Annotated in this window: 17 protein-coding genes; 5 read left to right on the forward strand and 12 right to left on the reverse strand. The window is 61.5% G+C overall.

Translation table 11 applies throughout. The annotated features are described in order from the left end of the window. Positions 1-8: 8 nt before the first annotated feature. The 3 genes from ACQZ40_RS23675 to ACQZ40_RS23685 all read right to left on the reverse strand — a co-directional run bounded on the left by ACQZ40_RS23675 (position 9) and on the right by ACQZ40_RS23685 (position 5,071). Positions 9-653 (reverse strand): HD domain-containing protein, encoded by a 645-nt coding sequence (locus tag ACQZ40_RS23675; protein ID WP_448748765.1) that lies wholly within the window; start codon positions 651-653, stop codon positions 9-11. Then, complete coding sequence (locus ACQZ40_RS23680; protein ID WP_448748766.1) at positions 650-3,400, reverse strand: DUF2339 domain-containing protein; 2,751 nt, start codon at positions 3,398-3,400, stop codon at positions 650-652. Before ACQZ40_RS23680 ends, ACQZ40_RS23675 begins: the two co-directional genes overlap by 4 nt. Positions 3,401-3,511: 111 nt before the next feature. Next, positions 3,512-5,071: a VOC family protein gene (locus ACQZ40_RS23685; RefSeq protein WP_448748767.1), complete on the reverse strand. Its 1,560-nt coding sequence runs from the start codon at positions 5,069-5,071 to the stop codon at positions 3,512-3,514. A gap of 290 nt (positions 5,072-5,361) precedes the next feature. Between ACQZ40_RS23685 and ACQZ40_RS23690 the strand changes: the two genes are divergently transcribed. From ACQZ40_RS23690 to ACQZ40_RS23700, 3 genes are all read left to right on the forward strand, one after another. Continuing rightward, positions 5,362-6,405: an ABC transporter substrate-binding protein gene (locus ACQZ40_RS23690; RefSeq protein ID WP_338810213.1), complete on the forward strand. Its 1,044-nt coding sequence runs from the start codon at positions 5,362-5,364 to the stop codon at positions 6,403-6,405. 208 nt (positions 6,406-6,613) lie between these two features. Continuing rightward, complete coding sequence (locus ACQZ40_RS23695) at positions 6,614-7,402, forward strand: ABC transporter ATP-binding protein (protein ID WP_448748768.1); 789 nt, start codon at positions 6,614-6,616, stop codon at positions 7,400-7,402. Further along, positions 7,399-8,217 (forward strand): ABC transporter permease, encoded by an 819-nt coding sequence (locus tag ACQZ40_RS23700; protein WP_065654123.1) that lies wholly within the window; start codon positions 7,399-7,401, stop codon positions 8,215-8,217. The genes ACQZ40_RS23695 and ACQZ40_RS23700 overlap by 4 nt, the downstream gene beginning before the upstream one ends. A gap of 52 nt (positions 8,218-8,269) precedes the next feature. Here the strand turns inward: ACQZ40_RS23700 and ACQZ40_RS23705 are convergent, their stop codons facing one another. The 9 genes from ACQZ40_RS23705 to ACQZ40_RS23745 form a co-directional block, all read right to left on the reverse strand. Continuing rightward, positions 8,270-8,956 carry a metal-binding protein ZinT gene (locus ACQZ40_RS23705; RefSeq protein ID WP_142844795.1) on the reverse strand — a complete coding sequence of 229 codons (687 nt, stop codon included), beginning with the start codon at positions 8,954-8,956 and terminating at the stop codon, positions 8,270-8,272. Between the two features lie 166 nt (positions 8,957-9,122). Further along, positions 9,123-9,944: a mechanosensitive ion channel family protein gene (locus tag ACQZ40_RS23710; RefSeq protein ID WP_448748769.1), complete on the reverse strand. Its 822-nt coding sequence runs from the start codon at positions 9,942-9,944 to the stop codon at positions 9,123-9,125. A gap of 75 nt (positions 9,945-10,019) precedes the next feature. Then, positions 10,020-10,538 (reverse strand): tyrosine phosphatase family protein, encoded by a 519-nt coding sequence (locus tag ACQZ40_RS23715; protein ID WP_271044997.1) that lies wholly within the window; start codon positions 10,536-10,538, stop codon positions 10,020-10,022. Then, a complete protein-coding gene (locus ACQZ40_RS23720; RefSeq protein WP_162934058.1) occupies positions 10,535-11,158 on the reverse strand; it encodes a YfbR-like 5'-deoxynucleotidase in 624 nt (207 codons plus the stop codon). The genes ACQZ40_RS23715 and ACQZ40_RS23720 overlap by 4 nt, the downstream gene beginning before the upstream one ends. 2 nt (positions 11,159-11,160) lie before the next feature. Continuing rightward, the gene (gene ygfZ / locus ACQZ40_RS23725; protein WP_448748770.1) at positions 11,161-12,009 is read right to left on the reverse strand and encodes a CAF17-like 4Fe-4S cluster assembly/insertion protein YgfZ; all 849 of its coding nucleotides are present in this window, start codon (positions 12,007-12,009) and stop codon (positions 11,161-11,163) included. A 121-nt stretch (positions 12,010-12,130) separates the two neighbouring features. Beyond that, positions 12,131-12,898 (reverse strand): hypothetical protein, encoded by a 768-nt coding sequence (locus tag ACQZ40_RS23730; RefSeq protein WP_059752357.1) that lies wholly within the window; start codon positions 12,896-12,898, stop codon positions 12,131-12,133. 14 nt (positions 12,899-12,912) lie between these two features. Next, positions 12,913-13,170 (reverse strand): hypothetical protein, encoded by a 258-nt coding sequence (locus tag ACQZ40_RS23735; RefSeq protein WP_003501987.1) that lies wholly within the window; start codon positions 13,168-13,170, stop codon positions 12,913-12,915. 105 nt (positions 13,171-13,275) lie between these two features. Beyond that, a complete protein-coding gene (locus tag ACQZ40_RS23740) occupies positions 13,276-13,713 on the reverse strand; it encodes a TIGR02301 family protein (protein ID WP_080852380.1) in 438 nt (145 codons plus the stop codon). 113 nt (positions 13,714-13,826) lie between these two features. Beyond that, positions 13,827-14,243: an NUDIX hydrolase gene (locus tag ACQZ40_RS23745; protein WP_065654116.1), complete on the reverse strand. Its 417-nt coding sequence runs from the start codon at positions 14,241-14,243 to the stop codon at positions 13,827-13,829. Between the two features lie 132 nt (positions 14,244-14,375). On the opposite strand from ACQZ40_RS23745, the gene ACQZ40_RS23750 reads away from it, so the two are divergent. After that, on the forward strand, positions 14,376-14,699 hold the full coding sequence (locus ACQZ40_RS23750) for a YnfA family protein (RefSeq protein WP_078054111.1): 324 nt from the start codon (positions 14,376-14,378) through the stop codon (positions 14,697-14,699). A 10-nt stretch (positions 14,700-14,709) separates the two neighbouring features. Next, the gene (locus ACQZ40_RS23755; RefSeq protein WP_020811514.1) at positions 14,710-15,471 is read left to right on the forward strand and encodes an SOS response-associated peptidase; all 762 of its coding nucleotides are present in this window, start codon (positions 14,710-14,712) and stop codon (positions 15,469-15,471) included. Positions 15,472-15,695: the final 224 nt, after the last annotated feature.

A 15,695-nucleotide genomic window follows, 5' to 3' on the forward strand; every position in this document is an offset into this window, starting at 1 on the left:
GGGTCTCCTCAAATTTCGTCGAGAAACAGGTCCAGCACCTGTTTCAGCCGCTCATGGCGGGCCTTGGCCATCTGCCGGCCCGTCTCGGTGCGAAAGCCGTCGGCCAGCTTGAACAGCTTGGTTTCGAAATGGTCGATGGCAAAGGCGCGGTCGTCAAGCGGCCGCTCCTTCGCCAGCGGGTCGACCGGGTCGTAAAGAGCCGAACCCATTCGTCCGGCAATATAAAAGCAGCGCGCCGCCCCCACCATGCCGATGGCGTCCAGCCGGTCGGCGTCCTGAAGGATTTTCGCCTCCAGCGTCTGCGGCTCTATATTGGCTGAAAAGCTGTGGGTGGTGATGGCATGGGCGGCGGCGTCGATATCGCTGCGTCGCCAGCCAAGGGCTTCAAGAATGCCCGAGGCTTTTTCCGCCGCCAGCCGTGAGGCCTGCGCGCGGAGCGGCGAGTTCTTCTCCACCGCCACGCAATCATGCAACAGCACGCTGGCGGCCAGCACGGTGCCATCGCCGCCTTCGCCCGCATGGATGCGCATGGCGTTGCGGAAGACGCGGTGAATATGGGCAAGATCATGCGAGCCGTCGCCCGTACCGGCGGCGTGCGGTATCAGGTCCTGCGCAAGCGCCGCATAGGGCGCGAAAGCATCGGCCGCGATCATGCCTGCGGCTTCCGGGTGAGGATTTTCTGGTAGAACAGGCCGATGCCGATCAGCACTGCGCCAAGACCGATGAAGGACAGCGCTCTCAGCACGCCTTCGAGGTTGCTCATGTCGATCAGGAACGCCTTGGCAACCGAGATCAGCACGAAGGCGGCGGATGCAAGACGCAGGCTGCGGGCATTGAAGCGCGAGCCGAGCACGAGCAGCAACACGCCGATCAGCAGCCAGACCACCGAATAGCTATAGGTCTCGCCCTGCAGGAAACCCTTCCAGTCGGCAATGTTCTCACCCTGCCAGAAACGGCGCACCGAAAGCGTGGCCCAGGCAAAGCCGAGTGCGGCGCCCGCCACCGCCAGCATGCTGACATAGGGCGGCGGACGTTTTCCGCGCGCATAATAGGCCAGGCCGCCATAGGCGAGCGCCGGCAACAGGTAGCCGATCAGCAGCAGGTTGAGGAACGGAATGCTGCCGGTATTTTCGCCGGTGAAATAGGGGTTGAGCGTGAAGAAATGCATCGTCAGCACATTGATGACGGCAATCACGCCGGCAATCATCGAGCCGTAGCGGAAGACGGGGCTGGGGCTCTTCAGGTCCAGCGTCATCAAGACGCCCGAGAAGCCGATGGTCAGCAGCGTGTAGATCGACTGTTCGCCAAGCGTCGGCACGCTGTCATCCAGCGTGCCGCCATTCATCGCGTGGCGGATGAGGATGGCGACGGCGAGAAGGCCCATGACGCTGGCAATTGCCTGCAGGAAGTTCTTCGCCCTGACCCCCGGCCAGTCGCGCAGCAGCCATGCCGAGGCGACGGCCAGCAGTGCGGGAATGCCGTAACCCGGCAGAAGCGCGTTGAAGACCGGCGTGGTGCCGAGGTTCTGCGGCCCGACAATGGTGGGTTCCCAGGCGATACGGCCGAGAACGGCAACGCTCGCCACGGCCATCACCCAGGGCAGCACATCCCAGTTGCGGTAACGTGTCGCGAGCACATAAATGAAACCGATGACGGAGAGCAGCACGGTCGTCGCAAGCCCCTCCGTCAGCGTGTGCAGGCCAAGCGCAAAGGCGGCGAAGGAGCCGAGCACGAGGATGTTCAGCGGCTTGCGATAGGCCTCGTCGTTCTGCCGGTGCAGCCACTCGGCGCCCGCAAGCAACACCAGTCCAAGGCCGAGGCCATAGGCGGCGTGCAGCCAGTCACGGCCGAGATTGCCGTATTCGACAAAGCTTGAGGTGGCGAGCCAGACGGGGAAAAGTGCTGCGATACCGGCCCAGAGCTGGGCGAAATCCGCATCTTCAGCGCCTTTACGTTTCAGGAAAGAGAAGGCGCAGAGCACGAAGACAGCCCCGAGGCCGAGCGCCATGGCGATTTCCGCCGTGTAGCCGACCGATACGGGCGGAAGGGACACGGACGTATCGTTGATATGGCCGATGAAGTCGATGCCCTGCCGCGACATCAGCGACACGGCAGCCTGCGCGCCGAGCGCTGCGATAATGGCGGGCCATACCGCATAGTGGCGGGCGGCGCCAAGGGCCGCAAGGGCGGCGATGAGCGCTGAAACGATGAGTGCCGGATGGGTGTCGATACCGCCATCGGCAAACAGGAAACCCATGGCCGGCAGGATCACGGCCATCGACACGGTGAGATTGAGAGCGAGCGACGGGCGCAGCAGAAGGCGCAGGGCGCGGATGGCGCGCCGCTCGGGAGCGGCGGTTTCGCCGGCCTCGGCAGGCGGCGTGTCGAATGCCTTGCCCGGCCAGAGCAATATGGTTCCCGCCAGCATGACGAGCAGGGCAAGCGTTGGCGGTTCGGCGCTGATCGTTTCGGAAAAGCCGATATAGCCGAGCGCCCAGAAGCCGAGGCCGGCATTGGCGAGAGAGGGAACCACGGTCCAGCCCTGCCTGCGCGCCGCGGCCGCTGTTGCCAGCCAGGAGATGGTGAGGAACAGGAAGAGCGCCCAGATATTCGGCGTTTCGGTAGAAATCAGCGCCGGCGTCAGCATCGAACCGAGAAGGCCGAGGCCGGCCAGCGCCTGCCCGTGCAGCAGCGAAAGCCCGATGGTCGCGAAGGCGACGAGCCCAAGCAGGCCAAAAGCCATGCCGGGGCCGATATAGCCGTAAATGCCATAGGCCGCGTAGACGACGCCGAACAGCGTCAAGGCGCCGGCCGCCGTCAGCACGCCCGGTATCATGGCGTTGGAATAGGTGGCAGCGATGCCCGGCACCGCCTTGCGGCGGACAGCCTCACCGGCAAGCCCGAGGAGGAGGCCGAAAATAGCGGCGAGCGACAGCCTGACCGCCGGGCTGAGTAGCCCCGATTCGATCGAATATTTGACGAGGAAAATACCGCCGAGCGCCAGCGCCAGCCCGCCTGCCCAGACGGCCCAGCGCGCGCCGAGCAGGCTTTCGAAGCTTTCCTTCGTCGCCGGAGCGGATGCCGTATCGCTCGCAGGAGCGGAAGGTGCTTCCTCGCTGACGGGGTCTTCCGCCTGCGCGATGGCGGCGGCTTCCTGGGGTTCGGAGGCGTCTTCCGCAGTCGCCCTGCTTTTCTCTTCCGCCTCGAAATCCGGTTTTGCCGTGGTTTCCGCGCTCTCCGCCTGCGCCGCCGCAGGAGACGTCACGCCCGCAGCCATCAGCCGCTTGAGACTGAGAACTTCCCGTTCCAGCGACTTGATTCGACTTGAGTTGCGGATGCTCGCGACCAGCGTGTAGATGAAGGCCGCGACGAGGGCGAGGATAAACAGCGGGATTTCCAAACGGACTCTCCAATTACGAAGCTGTTTTTAAAGCCCTTTTGGTGAATTTATGCAAGGCCCGGTTGATGAATGGCTGGGTGGCGAGTGGGTGGCACACGCCCTCCCGCCGTGTCAGGAAACATCCGCCAGCCAGCGCCGCGCCGCTTCGATATCGGCAAGCCCGAGCTCATGCCCGTCCTCAACCGTTTCCATCTCAGCTCTTGCTCCGCTCGCCGCCAGCCGGCCCTGCAATTCGTGCGCCTTGTCGAGATATTTGTCGCGTTCTCCCGCCACAAGCATGACATTGCGGCCGGAAAGATCGGACTGCGGCCATGTTTCCAGAACCGGCATCGGGCGGTAGAGCAGGGCGTCTCCGGCAAGTTCGGGATAAAGTGCTGCAAAGGCCGCGTAGAAATTTGCACCATTGGAATGGCCGATAAACCGCAGTTTCGAACGGTCGAGACCATAGGACCGTATCGCCCCCTCCACGAAGGCGGCGAAGGCTTCCGCTTCCGAGACGATATCCTTCTGGTCGAAGCTGAAATCGGGATTGCGGCGGAACCAGCGGGCGATGTCTTCCTCCGTGCTGCGGCCGCGAACGCCGAGAAGCGTTGCGCGCGGCGCTGCCCGGTGCGCGAGCGGCATCAGGCTCGTTTCGCTGCCGCCGGAACCGTGCAGCAGGATGATGGTGCTGCCATCCGGCTCCTCGGGCGTATAGAAACGGTGCACGAAGGGCAGGTCGCGATAGACGATGCGCTCCTCGCCCGGCATTGCAAATTGCGGCAGGGCGACACGCACATCCGCCTCGTCCTTCATGAAGAGCGGCGGGATAAACAGTTTTTCCCCGAGCGATTCCAACGGTTCGTCCACGGTCATGCCCGGCCCGTCGGTCGCCATTTCGATCAGCACACCGCCCGGTTCGCGGACATAGAGCGAGTGGAAATATTTGCGGTCATGGGCATTGGTGGTGCTGGAATTCAGCGATTTCAGCCCGGTATGAACCGTGTTCAGCTCATCCATGTCCTTGGCCCGGAAGGCGATATGATCGACGGTGCCGGTGCCCGGCGCGCTGGACCAGAAGCCGGTGGCGTCGCGCACATCGATAATGTCGCCGCTTTCGGAAACGAGCCGGCGGATTGCGCCTGCCTGGCTTTCCTGCCGGTAACCGAAATGTTTCTCCAGAAACGCCACGGTTTCTTCCGGCACTTCGCTCAGCACCGTAGCGCCATAGATTCGGCGAATGGCGTCCTCCGCGGAAATATCGTCCGTCACATGCGGCGTCGCATCGGCAAAGGCGTGGGTGCCGACCAGCTTGACGATCAGGCCGTCAGGATCTTTCAGCCGGATGACCGGAGCGCCGAACTCATCGGAAGGGCCTTCCGCCCGGATGCCGAATTTCAGCGCCCGCGTCAGCCAGAAGCCGATGGCGGCGGGATCGATGGCCACGGAAATCTCCAGCGTCTGGCCATAGCCGACACGGCCCTGACCACCATCTTCCCAGACGAGAAAGGTGAGAAGCGAGCCGGGCGAGGCGATATCGTCGCCATAAAGCAGGTGCAGCTGCATGGCGTCTTCGAAACCGGCCGTGCGCTTGGCCAGCCTCAGGCCCAGAAAGCCGGCGTAAAAATCCACATTCGCCTGCACCTTGCGGGTAATCATGGTGATGTGGTGTATGCCCAGTGCAGAATTCATCTTGCCGTCCCGCTGTTTCGCCTGCTGTTCGTGGCCCTATTTGCCGCACGCTGCCGCTGATCCGCAACCCCGGCAAATGAGAACGCTGTGTTCTCTGCGTGAACGATCCCGCTTTCGCTTCGTTGCATGCGCGATGGGCAAAATGCCGGCTTTTTGCCTGCCCTGCGCCCGTTTGTGCATATAAAATAAGCATACAAAATAACGGCTATTTTGTATGCAATTTTATCTTGCCTTGAGGGCTGGAATTGGGTCTTATGCAACCAATCCAACAAAACCATCAGGGGGAATAGATGATTTTAACGCGCAGGTTGTTGACCAGGGCTCTGACCATTGCCGCCATCGGTGTAACCGCTGGTTTTTCGCTTCCGGTCGTCCAGGTGCGGGCCGAAACGCCGGTGAAATTCACGCTCGACTGGAAGTTCGAAGGCCCCGCCGCCGGTTTTCTGCTGGCGCTCGACAAGGGTTACTTCAAGGCTGAAGGTCTCGATGTCACCATCGATAGCGGCAACGGCTCGGTGGAAGCCATTCCGCGCGTGGCGACCGGCGCCTACCAGATGGGCTTCGGCGACATCAACTCGGTGATGAAGTTCCTCGACGAGGATCCGAGCCAGAAGATCAAGGCCGTTTATATGGTCTATGAGCGCCCGACCTTTGCCGTGGTGGGCCGCAAGTCGCTCGGCGTCACCGGCGATCCGAAGTCGCTGGAAGGCAAGAAGCTCGGCGCGCCGCCACCGGATGGCGCGTTTGCGCAATGGCCCGCCTTCAAGCAGGTAGCAGGTCTCGATGACAGCAAGATAAAGATCGAATCGATCGGTTTTCCGGTGCGTGAACCAATGCTCGCCAAGGGCGATGTCGACGCCGTTTTCGGCTTTGCCTTTTCGGTGATCCTCAACCTCAAGAAACAGGGCATCGCCGATGACGATATCTCGACCATCCTGATGGCCGAGCACGGCTTGAATCTCTATGGCAATGCGGTGCTGGTAAACACTGATTTCGCAGAGAAAAACCCGGATGCCGTGAAGGGCTTCCTGAAAGCGCTCGCCAAGGGCTTCGCCGATTCCGTCAAGAACCCGGAAGAGGGCGTGGCGGCCGTGCTCAAGCGCAACGAGACGCTCGACAGCGCCATCGAGCTTGAACGCCTCAACATGGCCAACAGCATGAATATCAAGACGCCCTATGTGGTGGAAAACGGCATGGGCGGCGTCGATCCGGCCCGGCTTTCCGCCTCCATCGAGACGCTGAAAGTTTCTCTTGGCCTGAAGGGCAACGTCAAGGCGGAGCAGGTCTTCGACGCGACCTATCTGCCGGCCAAGGAAGAACGCATGCTTCCGTAATGGACGAAGTGAGCGGGTGCGGCATGCTTCTTCTCCCCGCCGGGGAGAAGTCCGCGGCAGCGGGATGAGGGGGCAAGCTCTCGGTCTATCGCTGGCGCTGCCCCCTCATCCGACCCTTCGGGCCACCTTCTCCCCGGCGGGGAGAAGAAACAAGCCGCAACGCTGCAGGGTTCAACCGCCCGATCAGCAACTTAAAACGGGAACAGCAATGTCACATCTCGTGGAAATAGACAGTGTGGACATGCGCTATGGCGGCTCCGCCGGCACGCTGGCCGTATCCGGCTTGAATCTCACGGTCGACAAGGGTGAATTCGCCGCCGTGGTCGGACCCTCCGGCTGCGGCAAGTCGACCCTGATGAAACTGGTGACAGGGCTGCACATTCCGCAGAGGGGCAATGTCATCGTTGCCGGGCGGCAGGTCACGGAGCCGGTTTCCATCGTCGGCATGGCGTTTCAGAACCCGACGATGCTGCCGTGGCGCACCACGCTTGAGAACATCCTGCTGCCGCTGGAGATCGTCGAGAAACATCGTCGACGCCTGCGCGCCCACAAGGCGGAGTATGTCGCGAAAGCCGAGCGCCTTCTGGAAATCGTCGGCCTGAAGGGGTTCGGTTCGAAGTATCCGTGGCAGCTTTCCGGTGGCATGCAGCAGCGCGCCAATCTTTGCCGGGCCTTGATCCACGAACCGGAACTGCTGATGCTGGACGAGCCTTTCGGTGCGCTCGATGCCTTCACCCGCGAGGAATTATGGTGCGTCATCCGCGACCTGCACGCCGCGCAGCGCGTCACCATCATCCTCGTGACCCATGATCTGCGCGAGGCGACATTTCTGGCCGACAAGATTTTCGTGATGAGCGCAAGGCCGGGCCGGGTGCTGGCGGAACACCGCGTGCCGTTTGCCCGCCCGCGCCAGCTCGATATCATGTATGACAGGGGTTTCAACGACATGGTGCAGGAACTGCATGGCGAGATCGCGCAGGCGAGGGTGGCGGCATGAGCGCGATCATGGAAGGCACCGTTGTGGCCGAGCCGCGCAAGCCGCTGATTGCCCGCGTCAACTGGGTGAAAGCCGCGCCCTGGCTTTATACGCTGGCGCTTTTCGTGTTGTGGGAACTGTTGGTCTACGCGCTGAAAATGCCGCCCACCATTCTGCCGTCACCGGTAAGGGTCGGACAGGCCATCTTGCAATATTGGTCGCCGATCTGGAAGAATTCGCTGCAGACGCTTTATACCACGACGCTGGGTTTCGCCATTGCGGTGGCCGCCGGCCTCGCCATCGGCCTGTTCATCGGCTGGTCCAAAACCATTTATGCCGGGCTTTATCCGCTGATGATCGGCTTCAACGCCATCCCGAAAGTGGCGCTGGTGCCCATCCTCGTCATCTGGTTCGGCATCGGCACGGTGCCTGCCGTGTTGACCGCCTTCCTGATCTCTTTCTTCCCCATCGTCGTCAACGTCGCGACCGGGCTTGCCACCATAGAGCCGGAAACGGAAGATGTGCTGCGGGCGCTTGGCGCAAAGAAGATGGACATCATGCTGAAGGTCGGCATTCCGCGCTCCATGCCCTATTTCTTCGGTTCGCTGAAAATCGCCATCACGCTCGCTTTCGTCGGCTCGGTGGTGTCGGAAACCGTCGCCTCCAATTACGGCCTCGGCAACATGATGAGTTCGGCGCAAAGCCAGTTCAATGTGCCGCTCGTCTTTGCCGGCCTGCTGATGCTCGCGGTGGAAGGCATCGTCATGTATGCGATCATGGCTTGGCTTGAAAAGCGCATGACCGGCTGGGCGCATCGCTCCACTATGGGGCAATAAGGAATGCAGCACGGGCATGAAGAATATGCCCGTGCCGGAATGTCGTGCGAAGTCAATGCGCCGCCATTTCTTCCACGATATCGCCGCCGTCCATCAGGAACGGGTAGTAGGTCGGCCAATTTGTCACTTCGTCCAGCAATGCCTTGCGGTCGTTGCCCCAGTAGAGATGGTAATGGCCTGCCTTGACCGGGGCGATGGAGTGGTCGCTGAACTGGATGAATTGCGGTGCGGCCTCATCGCCGCCGGTTTTCTTGAAGATGTAGCGGACGCCGCGATTGCCCTTCTTGTAGGTCAGGATTTCATGGCCATCGCTGACATAGGTGCCTTCAGCGGGTTTGCCGTCCTTATAAAACGCCACGCTGTCGCTCTTGATGACGATGCGATTCACATCGGTCTTGTAACCGATCTCGTAATAGGCGCGGTACTCCGCCGCCGTCTTGTCGCCATGCGCCGCCTTTTCGGCCATGACGGAATCAAGCGAGCCGTTCAGCAGATAGGGATAGACCGACTGCCAGTCGCCTTCCCAGTCGGAAAGCGTGCGCGCCTTCACCTGCGCATCCTCGAAATAACCCTTGTAAATCTGCTTTTCAGCTTCGGTCATCTGGTGGCCGTGATCGTGCCCATGGTCGTGGCTGTGGGCTGCGGATTTGTCGCCACCGGCAGCCATTGCCGCGGTTGCCGCCAGCAGCATGGAACCTAGTGCGACGGCGCCGGTGACGCGGGTGAGTATCTTCTGCATTGTTTCGGCCCTCTCATATCGACGAAGATAGTTACGTAATAACATTACGTATCGACCTATAGAGGCCGCATTCGCGGGATGCAAGTGCGCGCTGCTACGTGGCGCAACGAAAAAGCGCGATGGCTGTTGTAGCCACCGCGCTTGGAAAAAAGGAAAACGTGAGGTCTCAGGCCGGCTGGGCGCTCACTTCCGCCTTGCGCTCGTCGAAGGCGAGTTTCATGGCTTTCGTCACATCGCGGGTCGTCGCGAAAAAAGTGTCGCTGCGCACCCAGTAGCGCAATTTGACGGTGGCGCTGTCGGCGCTGACCGAATCGACGAAAGTAACGGGGGCGGGGTCCAGCAAAACCCGGCTCTCCGAACGCACGACTTTCATCAGCATATCCTGTGCGGCCGCCAGATCCTCGTCATTCTTGACCGTCAGGCCGAGTTCGTGACGGCGCGAGGGAAAGCGGCTGTAATTGGTGATGGGCACGTTCCAGAGCGTGGAGTTGGGCGCGAGACGGTAAAGTCCGTCGCTGGTCTTCAGCTCGGTCGCAAACAGCCCGATCTCGATCACCGTGCCGCTGACCGTGCTGGTCTCGATATATTCGCCGACCCGGAAGGGGCGCAGCACCAGAAGCATGATGCCGGCGGCAATATTCTGCAGCGTGCCCTGCAACGCAAGGCCGATGGCCAGACCGGCGGCGCCAAGGGCGGCGAGAATGGAGGCCGTCTGCACCCCGAACTGGCCAAGCACCATGACCAGCACCAGAATGAGAACCACATAGCGGATGGCGCCGGCGAAGAAACCGGCGAGTGTCGCATCGAAACCGCGAATGCGCGACAGGCCCTGAAAAGCCCAGCGCTGCAGGAAAGTGGCGGCCAGCCAGCCGACGATCAGCAGCAGAAGCGCACCGACGACCGAGAAGGAATATTGCACCGCAAGCGCGCTTGCCTGCTGCAACGCCGCCTGCGATGCGACGATGATATCCGTTGCCTGTTGTTCCATGAATTATCCTGTGATTTTCATTGCTCTTCAGGGTTGGTAACGACTGGACGCCGTGAGGGTTCCGCCAAAACCACCTCAGTTGCCAAGCGGCAGCACGAAGGGCACGTTACCATCCGTATCCGCGCCCCTGCCGATTTTTTTGATCGCCGCCACCAGCCGGCCATCGCGCCCGAGCAGACGGTCGCCGATGGCGATGATGCGGGCATTGGGCGTGGCATAGGGCGAGACGGCGCGCAGGCGCAGCGCAAGTTCGATCTCATCCTGGTCCGGATAAAGGCTGAGCGCGGCGATGACGGCGGCGGCGGGTGAGCGGGAAACGCCCATCCAGCAATGGATGAGCAGTGGTGCTGACTGGTCCCATTGCCGGGCGAAATCGATCAGCTTCAGCACATGTGCATCGTCAGGCGCGATGAGATCGGCGGTGCCCTTGAATGCGATGTCGTTCATGGCAAGCGTCAGATGCCGGTCTGCGGCAATGACGGCGGGGCGGTGAAAGGACTGCTCTTTGGCGATCAGCGTCACCATTTCGCGGGCCTTGTGTTTGACGGCCATCTCCGCGATCCGCGACAGCGGCGATACGACAATGGCCGTCATGTCGCGCTCCCCGTCTTGACTGCGCGCAGCGCCTCGATCGCCTCGAAACGTTCGATGAACAGCTTTTGCGCTTCGGTTGAGGGCAGGGGCGTGATGTCGAACATGTCGCGGGTAATGCCGCGCGGCAGGCCGAAGAATTTCTGCGCCTCGACGGTGGAAAAACCGGCAAGCTCCGTCGCCTCGAAAAAAGCGGCGACCGTATCGGCCTTCTTGATGCGGTCCTTCAAATCGCGCGATGCATGCGGCGGCAGGCCGAAACGCAGATGCACGGCGGCTTCAAGCCTTTTTTCCACGGTCTTGTAACCGCCGCCGACCACGGATTTGAAGGGTGAGATCATGTCGCCGATGACATATTCCGGCGCATCGTGCAGAAGCGCCATCTGCATGTCGTCAGGCGTCGCGCCTGTGCACATGCGGCAGAAGATGGTCTCGACGATGAGGCAATGCTGGGCGACGGAAAAGGCGTGGTCGCCGCGCGTCTGGCCGTTCCAGCGGGCCACACGGGCAAGACCGTGGGCGATATCGGCGATTTCCACATCGAGCGGCGAAGGATCGAGCAGATCGAGCCGCCGGCCGGACAGCATGCGCTGCCACGCGCGCGGGCTTTTTGCAGGCGCCACTCTCAGTCCTCCGCCCGCGCTGCCGGATCGGCCGCGGGGAAGGAAAGGCCGCTCCAGGCGGGCAGAGCCACGGTCACGGGAACAGTCTCCGCCAGAAGCGGCGTGCCGGATGCGAGCGCATCGGCAATGCGGTCGATCCGAACGATGGCAAGCGCCCTGTTGCCGCAAACGGTTCCGAGCGTGCCGACCGGTTTTCCATCGGCGGTAATCTCCGTCCCGCTGGCGGCAAGCGCGCCTTCGGCCGAAACGGTGACGACGCGGCGTCTTGCCGTACCGCGATGTTTCATGCGCGAGACGACTTCCTGGCCGACAAAGCAGCCCTTCTTGAAGGAAACGCCGTCATTCACATCCATCAGCACATCATGGGGAAAGGCATCCTGCAACGCATAGTCCCGGCCGGATTGGGCAATCCCATGCTCGACACGGAGCGCATCATAGGCCGCGATGTCGCCGGATGCGGATGCGCCCGGCATACGGTAAAGATCGATGCCGCCCTTGCCGAAACGACCATCCCGAATGCCTGCCGTCGGCGCAGTCTCGTTCCAGAAAACACTCACGCCTTCGACAGTCTCGGCTTTGAGATCGACCGGTGCACGCAGCTTGTACATGGTCAGGCGGCGCAGCAGCGCGTCCTGTTCGGCGACGCCCGTCTCGATCAGATAATCGCCGCCATCGCGCCAGATCAGGAAATCGAACAGGATCTTGCCCTGCGGCGTAAGAAGGGCTGCGGCCCGTGCTTCGCCTTCCGGCAGGTTTTCAACGTCTGCGGTGATGAGGTTGTTCAGAAATTCCTCGGCGCCGGTGCCGGAAACCCGGATCAGGCGGCGGTCGGCAAGAAGGGCGGAAGGCATGGCGTCACCGTTCGGTTCGTCGAGACTCTGTGAACTCCGGCAAAAGCCGATGCGCTTTGCCGGAATGCTCATTCCGCACAGTTAGGATTTTTGCCAGAGAACGGCAAGCACCGCGATGCGATCAATCGCCGGCGGTGAAGAACTTCCACTTGCCATCGGGCGAAATGCCGACCCGGTAGAAGCTGTAATTGCCATATTCCTGCATGTCCGCCAGATCGCCCGCGGTGATGATGCGCAGAAGCTCCACCTTTTCCGGCGCAGTCAGCGTATTCAGCGGCTTTCCGGCGAAATAGGGGAAAACATAGGCTTCGTCAGGCGTGCCGGCATCGATATGGGCATATCCGGTCGACAGCAGGTCGATGATGATCGCCAGCACTTCCAGCCCGTCAGGATCGCCGGAATAGCTTTTCAGCGCCGCAATCGGGTCTTCGCCGTCATTGCCGTCGATGCGGAATTCTTTCTGGCCGGCGGCGATGAAGGGCCGCAGCTTTTCGATATCGCCCGAGGCGGCAGCTTCGATGATCTGCTGGCGGAGCTTGCGCACGGGTTCCGGCGCCTTGGAAATGTCGTGCTCGATCACAACGGACATTTCCGGCGTGTTGTCGGGCTTGGAGGATTGCTGGTTCGACTGGTTGGCGGAACGGTCCACCAGAGGGTCGGGCAGTGGAATGCCTTCCGAATCGCCTTCGATCTCGTCCGGCTCTGCGGGCTGGGCCTGCTGCGGCTCACCGCCATTCTCAGCCTTAGGCTCGCTTTCGGTGTTCTGCGCCGGCTTCAGCTCGGAAAGGGCAAAGGCGCGGCCTGGCATGCCAATCGGCCCGGCGGTCAGGGCAAGCAGGATGGACAGCAGGGCGGAAGAGCGCAAAAGCCCCTTGCTCAGGCAAGACATGATAGACCCCGGCTTTACTGTATTACCCGCTGCGGCGAAAATTCGCCCTGAAGCATGCGCTGGCGCAGCGATTCCAGCATTGCTTCAGCGCCGGCCTCGCCATGGATACGGATGGTTTCGCGCATGGCCAGAGCGATGGCGGCATCGGCGATGATCTCCGGCTCGATGCCGTCGGCCATGCCGTCAGCCCATGCCTCGTTCTGGTGTTCCAGAGCGACCTGCATCTTTTCATGCACGATCATATCGTCGATTTCGTTACGGCTTGTCTGCATCTTTCATCCTCGACAGGGCGGGCAAGTCCTTACCACCCTGTTAACAACACTAGCAGCCTTTTATCAAAACGGCACGGCCTGCGGCGAAAAGAGGTTAATAATCCTCTAATTTCCGAACCGGGACGCGATTTCCTGCGCGAGTGTTGCCCCTTCGTTACGGTAGTTCTCTTCTGCCATGATGGCGGCGCGTGTGCAACTGGTGTGGATGGCCGCAAAGGAGCGGTATCCACGGTTGAATGCAGCCGTCATGCGCTGACGTCGTTCAGGTTCGTTGGCCGTGTCTGCAGCCAGAAGATCGCTCATCGATCTGCGCCAGTCCTCCGGTCCGGAAGAAGGGCACAGGGTTCTGAGATATTGCACCGCGCCCAGTATCTCCGACAGCCGTGCGAGCTTGTCGTCATAAGGAGCGGGCTTGGGCGGCGCGGCTTCCGCCGGACGCACCTCGGAACCGGGTTTTGAAGGCTGCGCATAAGCGATGCCCTGCTGCCCGGCGGTGGCAAGCATTGTCAGAAAAAGAGACAGGAAGATGGTTGGCCGTATCAAAATTCTATTCTGCCCCACACATACTCGTGAACTATTGGCTCGTGAACTGTTGGCTCGCGACCATCCGGCGGGCGGATCGGCCCTAGATAATAGCGATTCTGGCTGGCTGGCAATCATGCAAGCAGGCGCTCGGCGCATTCGACGACGCTTTCCGGCGCCGGCAGAAGGCGGATTTCCGCCAATGTGTACCAGCCCGCATCCGCCGCATCGTCACCGACAGTCACGAGCGGATCGGCATCGGTTTCCACGGTGAAGACCGACAGGAAATAATGGCTCGTCAGCACCCCTTCGGCGTCGCGGGAGGGAAGATCGTATGTCGCGAAAAGCTGCGGCTTGCGCGCCACGATGCCGGTTTCCTCGTGCAATTCGCGCAGCGCCGTTTCGGCCGGCGTTTCGCCGTCTTCGCCGCGACCACCCGGAAAGGCGAACATGTCCTTCGAAGGCGGGTTGATGCGGCGCACGAGAAGCAGCCGGTCGCCGTTCCTGACGATGGCGGAGGAGGCGGGGCGGGGCTTGATACGGAGAGTCATGAATGGTTTCGCTTGTTTCGGCCGTTGCCGGCCTGTCTATAGTGGTACATGGCTCGGAAAAATTGATTCCGGTTTCCGTGCCGATGCTTATAGTCCGGAACTGGCGCGATTGTGCATGCTAAAGACGGTGGAATGAAGGTCTATCTTATCTATGTCCTGGCGGCTCTTGCCGAAATTGCCGGCTGCTTTTCCTTCTGGGCCTGGCTGAAACTCGGCAAGACCGGGTGGATATTGCTGCCCGGCATGGTGGCGCTGGCCGCTTTCGCGTGGCTTCTGACGTTGGTGCCGACAGAGGCGGCGGGCAGGGCCTATGCCGCCTATGGCGGGATTTACATTGCCGCTTCGCTCTTCTGGCTCTGGAGCGTGGAAGGCCATGCGCCGGACCGGTGGGATATTGCCGGCGGCGTCGTCTGCCTTGCCGGCACCGCCATCATCCTGTTCGGGCCAAGGGGTTGAGGAGAAATGCATGTGCGGACGTTTCGTGCTGAAGGCGACGCCGGAGGAGATCGCCGATTATCTCGATCTGATCGGCCTTGAGGATTTTCCCGCCCGTTTCAACATCGCGCCGACGCAGCCCATTCTGGTCGTGATGGAGGGGGAGCGGCAGGAGCGCGGCAGCAACCTGCCCAATCGCCGAGCCGTGCTGGTCCGCTGGGGTTTTCTGCCGGGCTGGGTGAAGGATCCGAAGGATTTTCCGCTGCTCATCAATGCGCGGTCGGAAACCGCCATCGGCAAGGCCTCCTTCCGCGCCGCCATGCGCCATCGCCGCGTCCTCGTTCCGGCAACCGGCTTTTACGAATGGCGACGCCCGCCGAAGGAGGAGGGCGGCAAACCGCAGCCCTATTTCATCCGCCCGAAAAGCGGCGGCATCGTCGCCTTCGCCGGTCTCATGGAAACCTGGTCTTCCGCCGATGGCTCGGAGGTCGATACCGGCGCGATCCTCACCACCGCCGCCAATGCCGCGATCGGCCGTATTCACGACCGCATGCCTGTTGTCATCGCGCCCGAGGATTTCAGCCGCTGGCTGGATTGCAAAACCCAGGAGCCGCGCGAGGTCGCCGATCTGATGCGGCCGGTTCAGGATGATTTTTTCGAGATGATCCCGGTATCGGACAAGGTCAACAAGGTCGCCAATGTCGGCGCGGATCTCATCGAACCGGTGCCGGAAAGCGCGCCGCTGGCGAAGATCAAGCCGGCAAAGGACGAAGGGCAGATGTCATTGTTTTGAAGAATGGTCTGCGCATTTGCGCATAATCGTTTGAGCTGGAAGTCGCCGCATATTTCTTCTCCCCGCCGGGGAGAAGATGGCCCGAAGGGTCAGATGAGGGGGCTACGGAACAGAGATGCGGAGAGCTTGCCCCCTTGTAACTTGATTTCGCCGCGCTGTGCTATTGTCGCTTGTGCGGTGGCGGATGGAAGACCGATCCCCCCTGGGGACATTGATCCCGTGGA

Source organism: Agrobacterium sp. 16-172Ci (assembly GCF_053522725.1).

Bases quoted from the DNA above. Each gene is read 5' to 3' on its own strand.
- ACQZ40_RS23745 (WP_065654116.1), bottom strand. From the start codon at position 14,243: ATGACTCTCCGTATCAAGCCCCGCCCCGCCTCCTCCGCCATCGTCAGG.
- ACQZ40_RS23690 (WP_338810213.1), top strand. From the start codon at position 5,362: ATGATTTTAACGCGCAGGTTGTTGACCAGGGCTCTGACCATTGCCGCC.
- ACQZ40_RS23700 (WP_065654123.1), top strand. From the start codon at position 7,399: ATGAGCGCGATCATGGAAGGCACCGTTGTGGCCGAGCCGCGCAAGCCG.
- ACQZ40_RS23730 (WP_059752357.1), bottom strand. From the start codon at position 12,898: ATGTCTTGCCTGAGCAAGGGGCTTTTGCGCTCTTCCGCCCTGCTGTCC.
- ACQZ40_RS23735 (WP_003501987.1), bottom strand. From the start codon at position 13,170: ATGCAGACAAGCCGTAACGAAATCGACGATATGATCGTGCATGAAAAG.
- ygfZ (WP_448748770.1), bottom strand. From the start codon at position 12,009: ATGCCTTCCGCCCTTCTTGCCGACCGCCGCCTGATCCGGGTTTCCGGC.
- ACQZ40_RS23710 (WP_448748769.1), bottom strand. From the start codon at position 9,944: ATGGAACAACAGGCAACGGATATCATCGTCGCATCGCAGGCGGCGTTG.
- ACQZ40_RS23675 (WP_448748765.1), bottom strand. From the start codon at position 653: ATGATCGCGGCCGATGCTTTCGCGCCCTATGCGGCGCTTGCGCAGGAC.
- ACQZ40_RS23685 (WP_448748767.1), bottom strand. From the start codon at position 5,071: ATGAATTCTGCACTGGGCATACACCACATCACCATGATTACCCGCAAG.
- ACQZ40_RS23750 (WP_078054111.1), top strand. From the start codon at position 14,376: ATGAAGGTCTATCTTATCTATGTCCTGGCGGCTCTTGCCGAAATTGCC.
- ACQZ40_RS23695 (WP_448748768.1), top strand. From the start codon at position 6,614: ATGTCACATCTCGTGGAAATAGACAGTGTGGACATGCGCTATGGCGGC.
- ACQZ40_RS23705 (WP_142844795.1), bottom strand. From the start codon at position 8,956: ATGCAGAAGATACTCACCCGCGTCACCGGCGCCGTCGCACTAGGTTCC.
- ACQZ40_RS23715 (WP_271044997.1), bottom strand. From the start codon at position 10,538: ATGACGGCCATTGTCGTATCGCCGCTGTCGCGGATCGCGGAGATGGCC.
- ACQZ40_RS23755 (WP_020811514.1), top strand. From the start codon at position 14,710: ATGTGCGGACGTTTCGTGCTGAAGGCGACGCCGGAGGAGATCGCCGAT.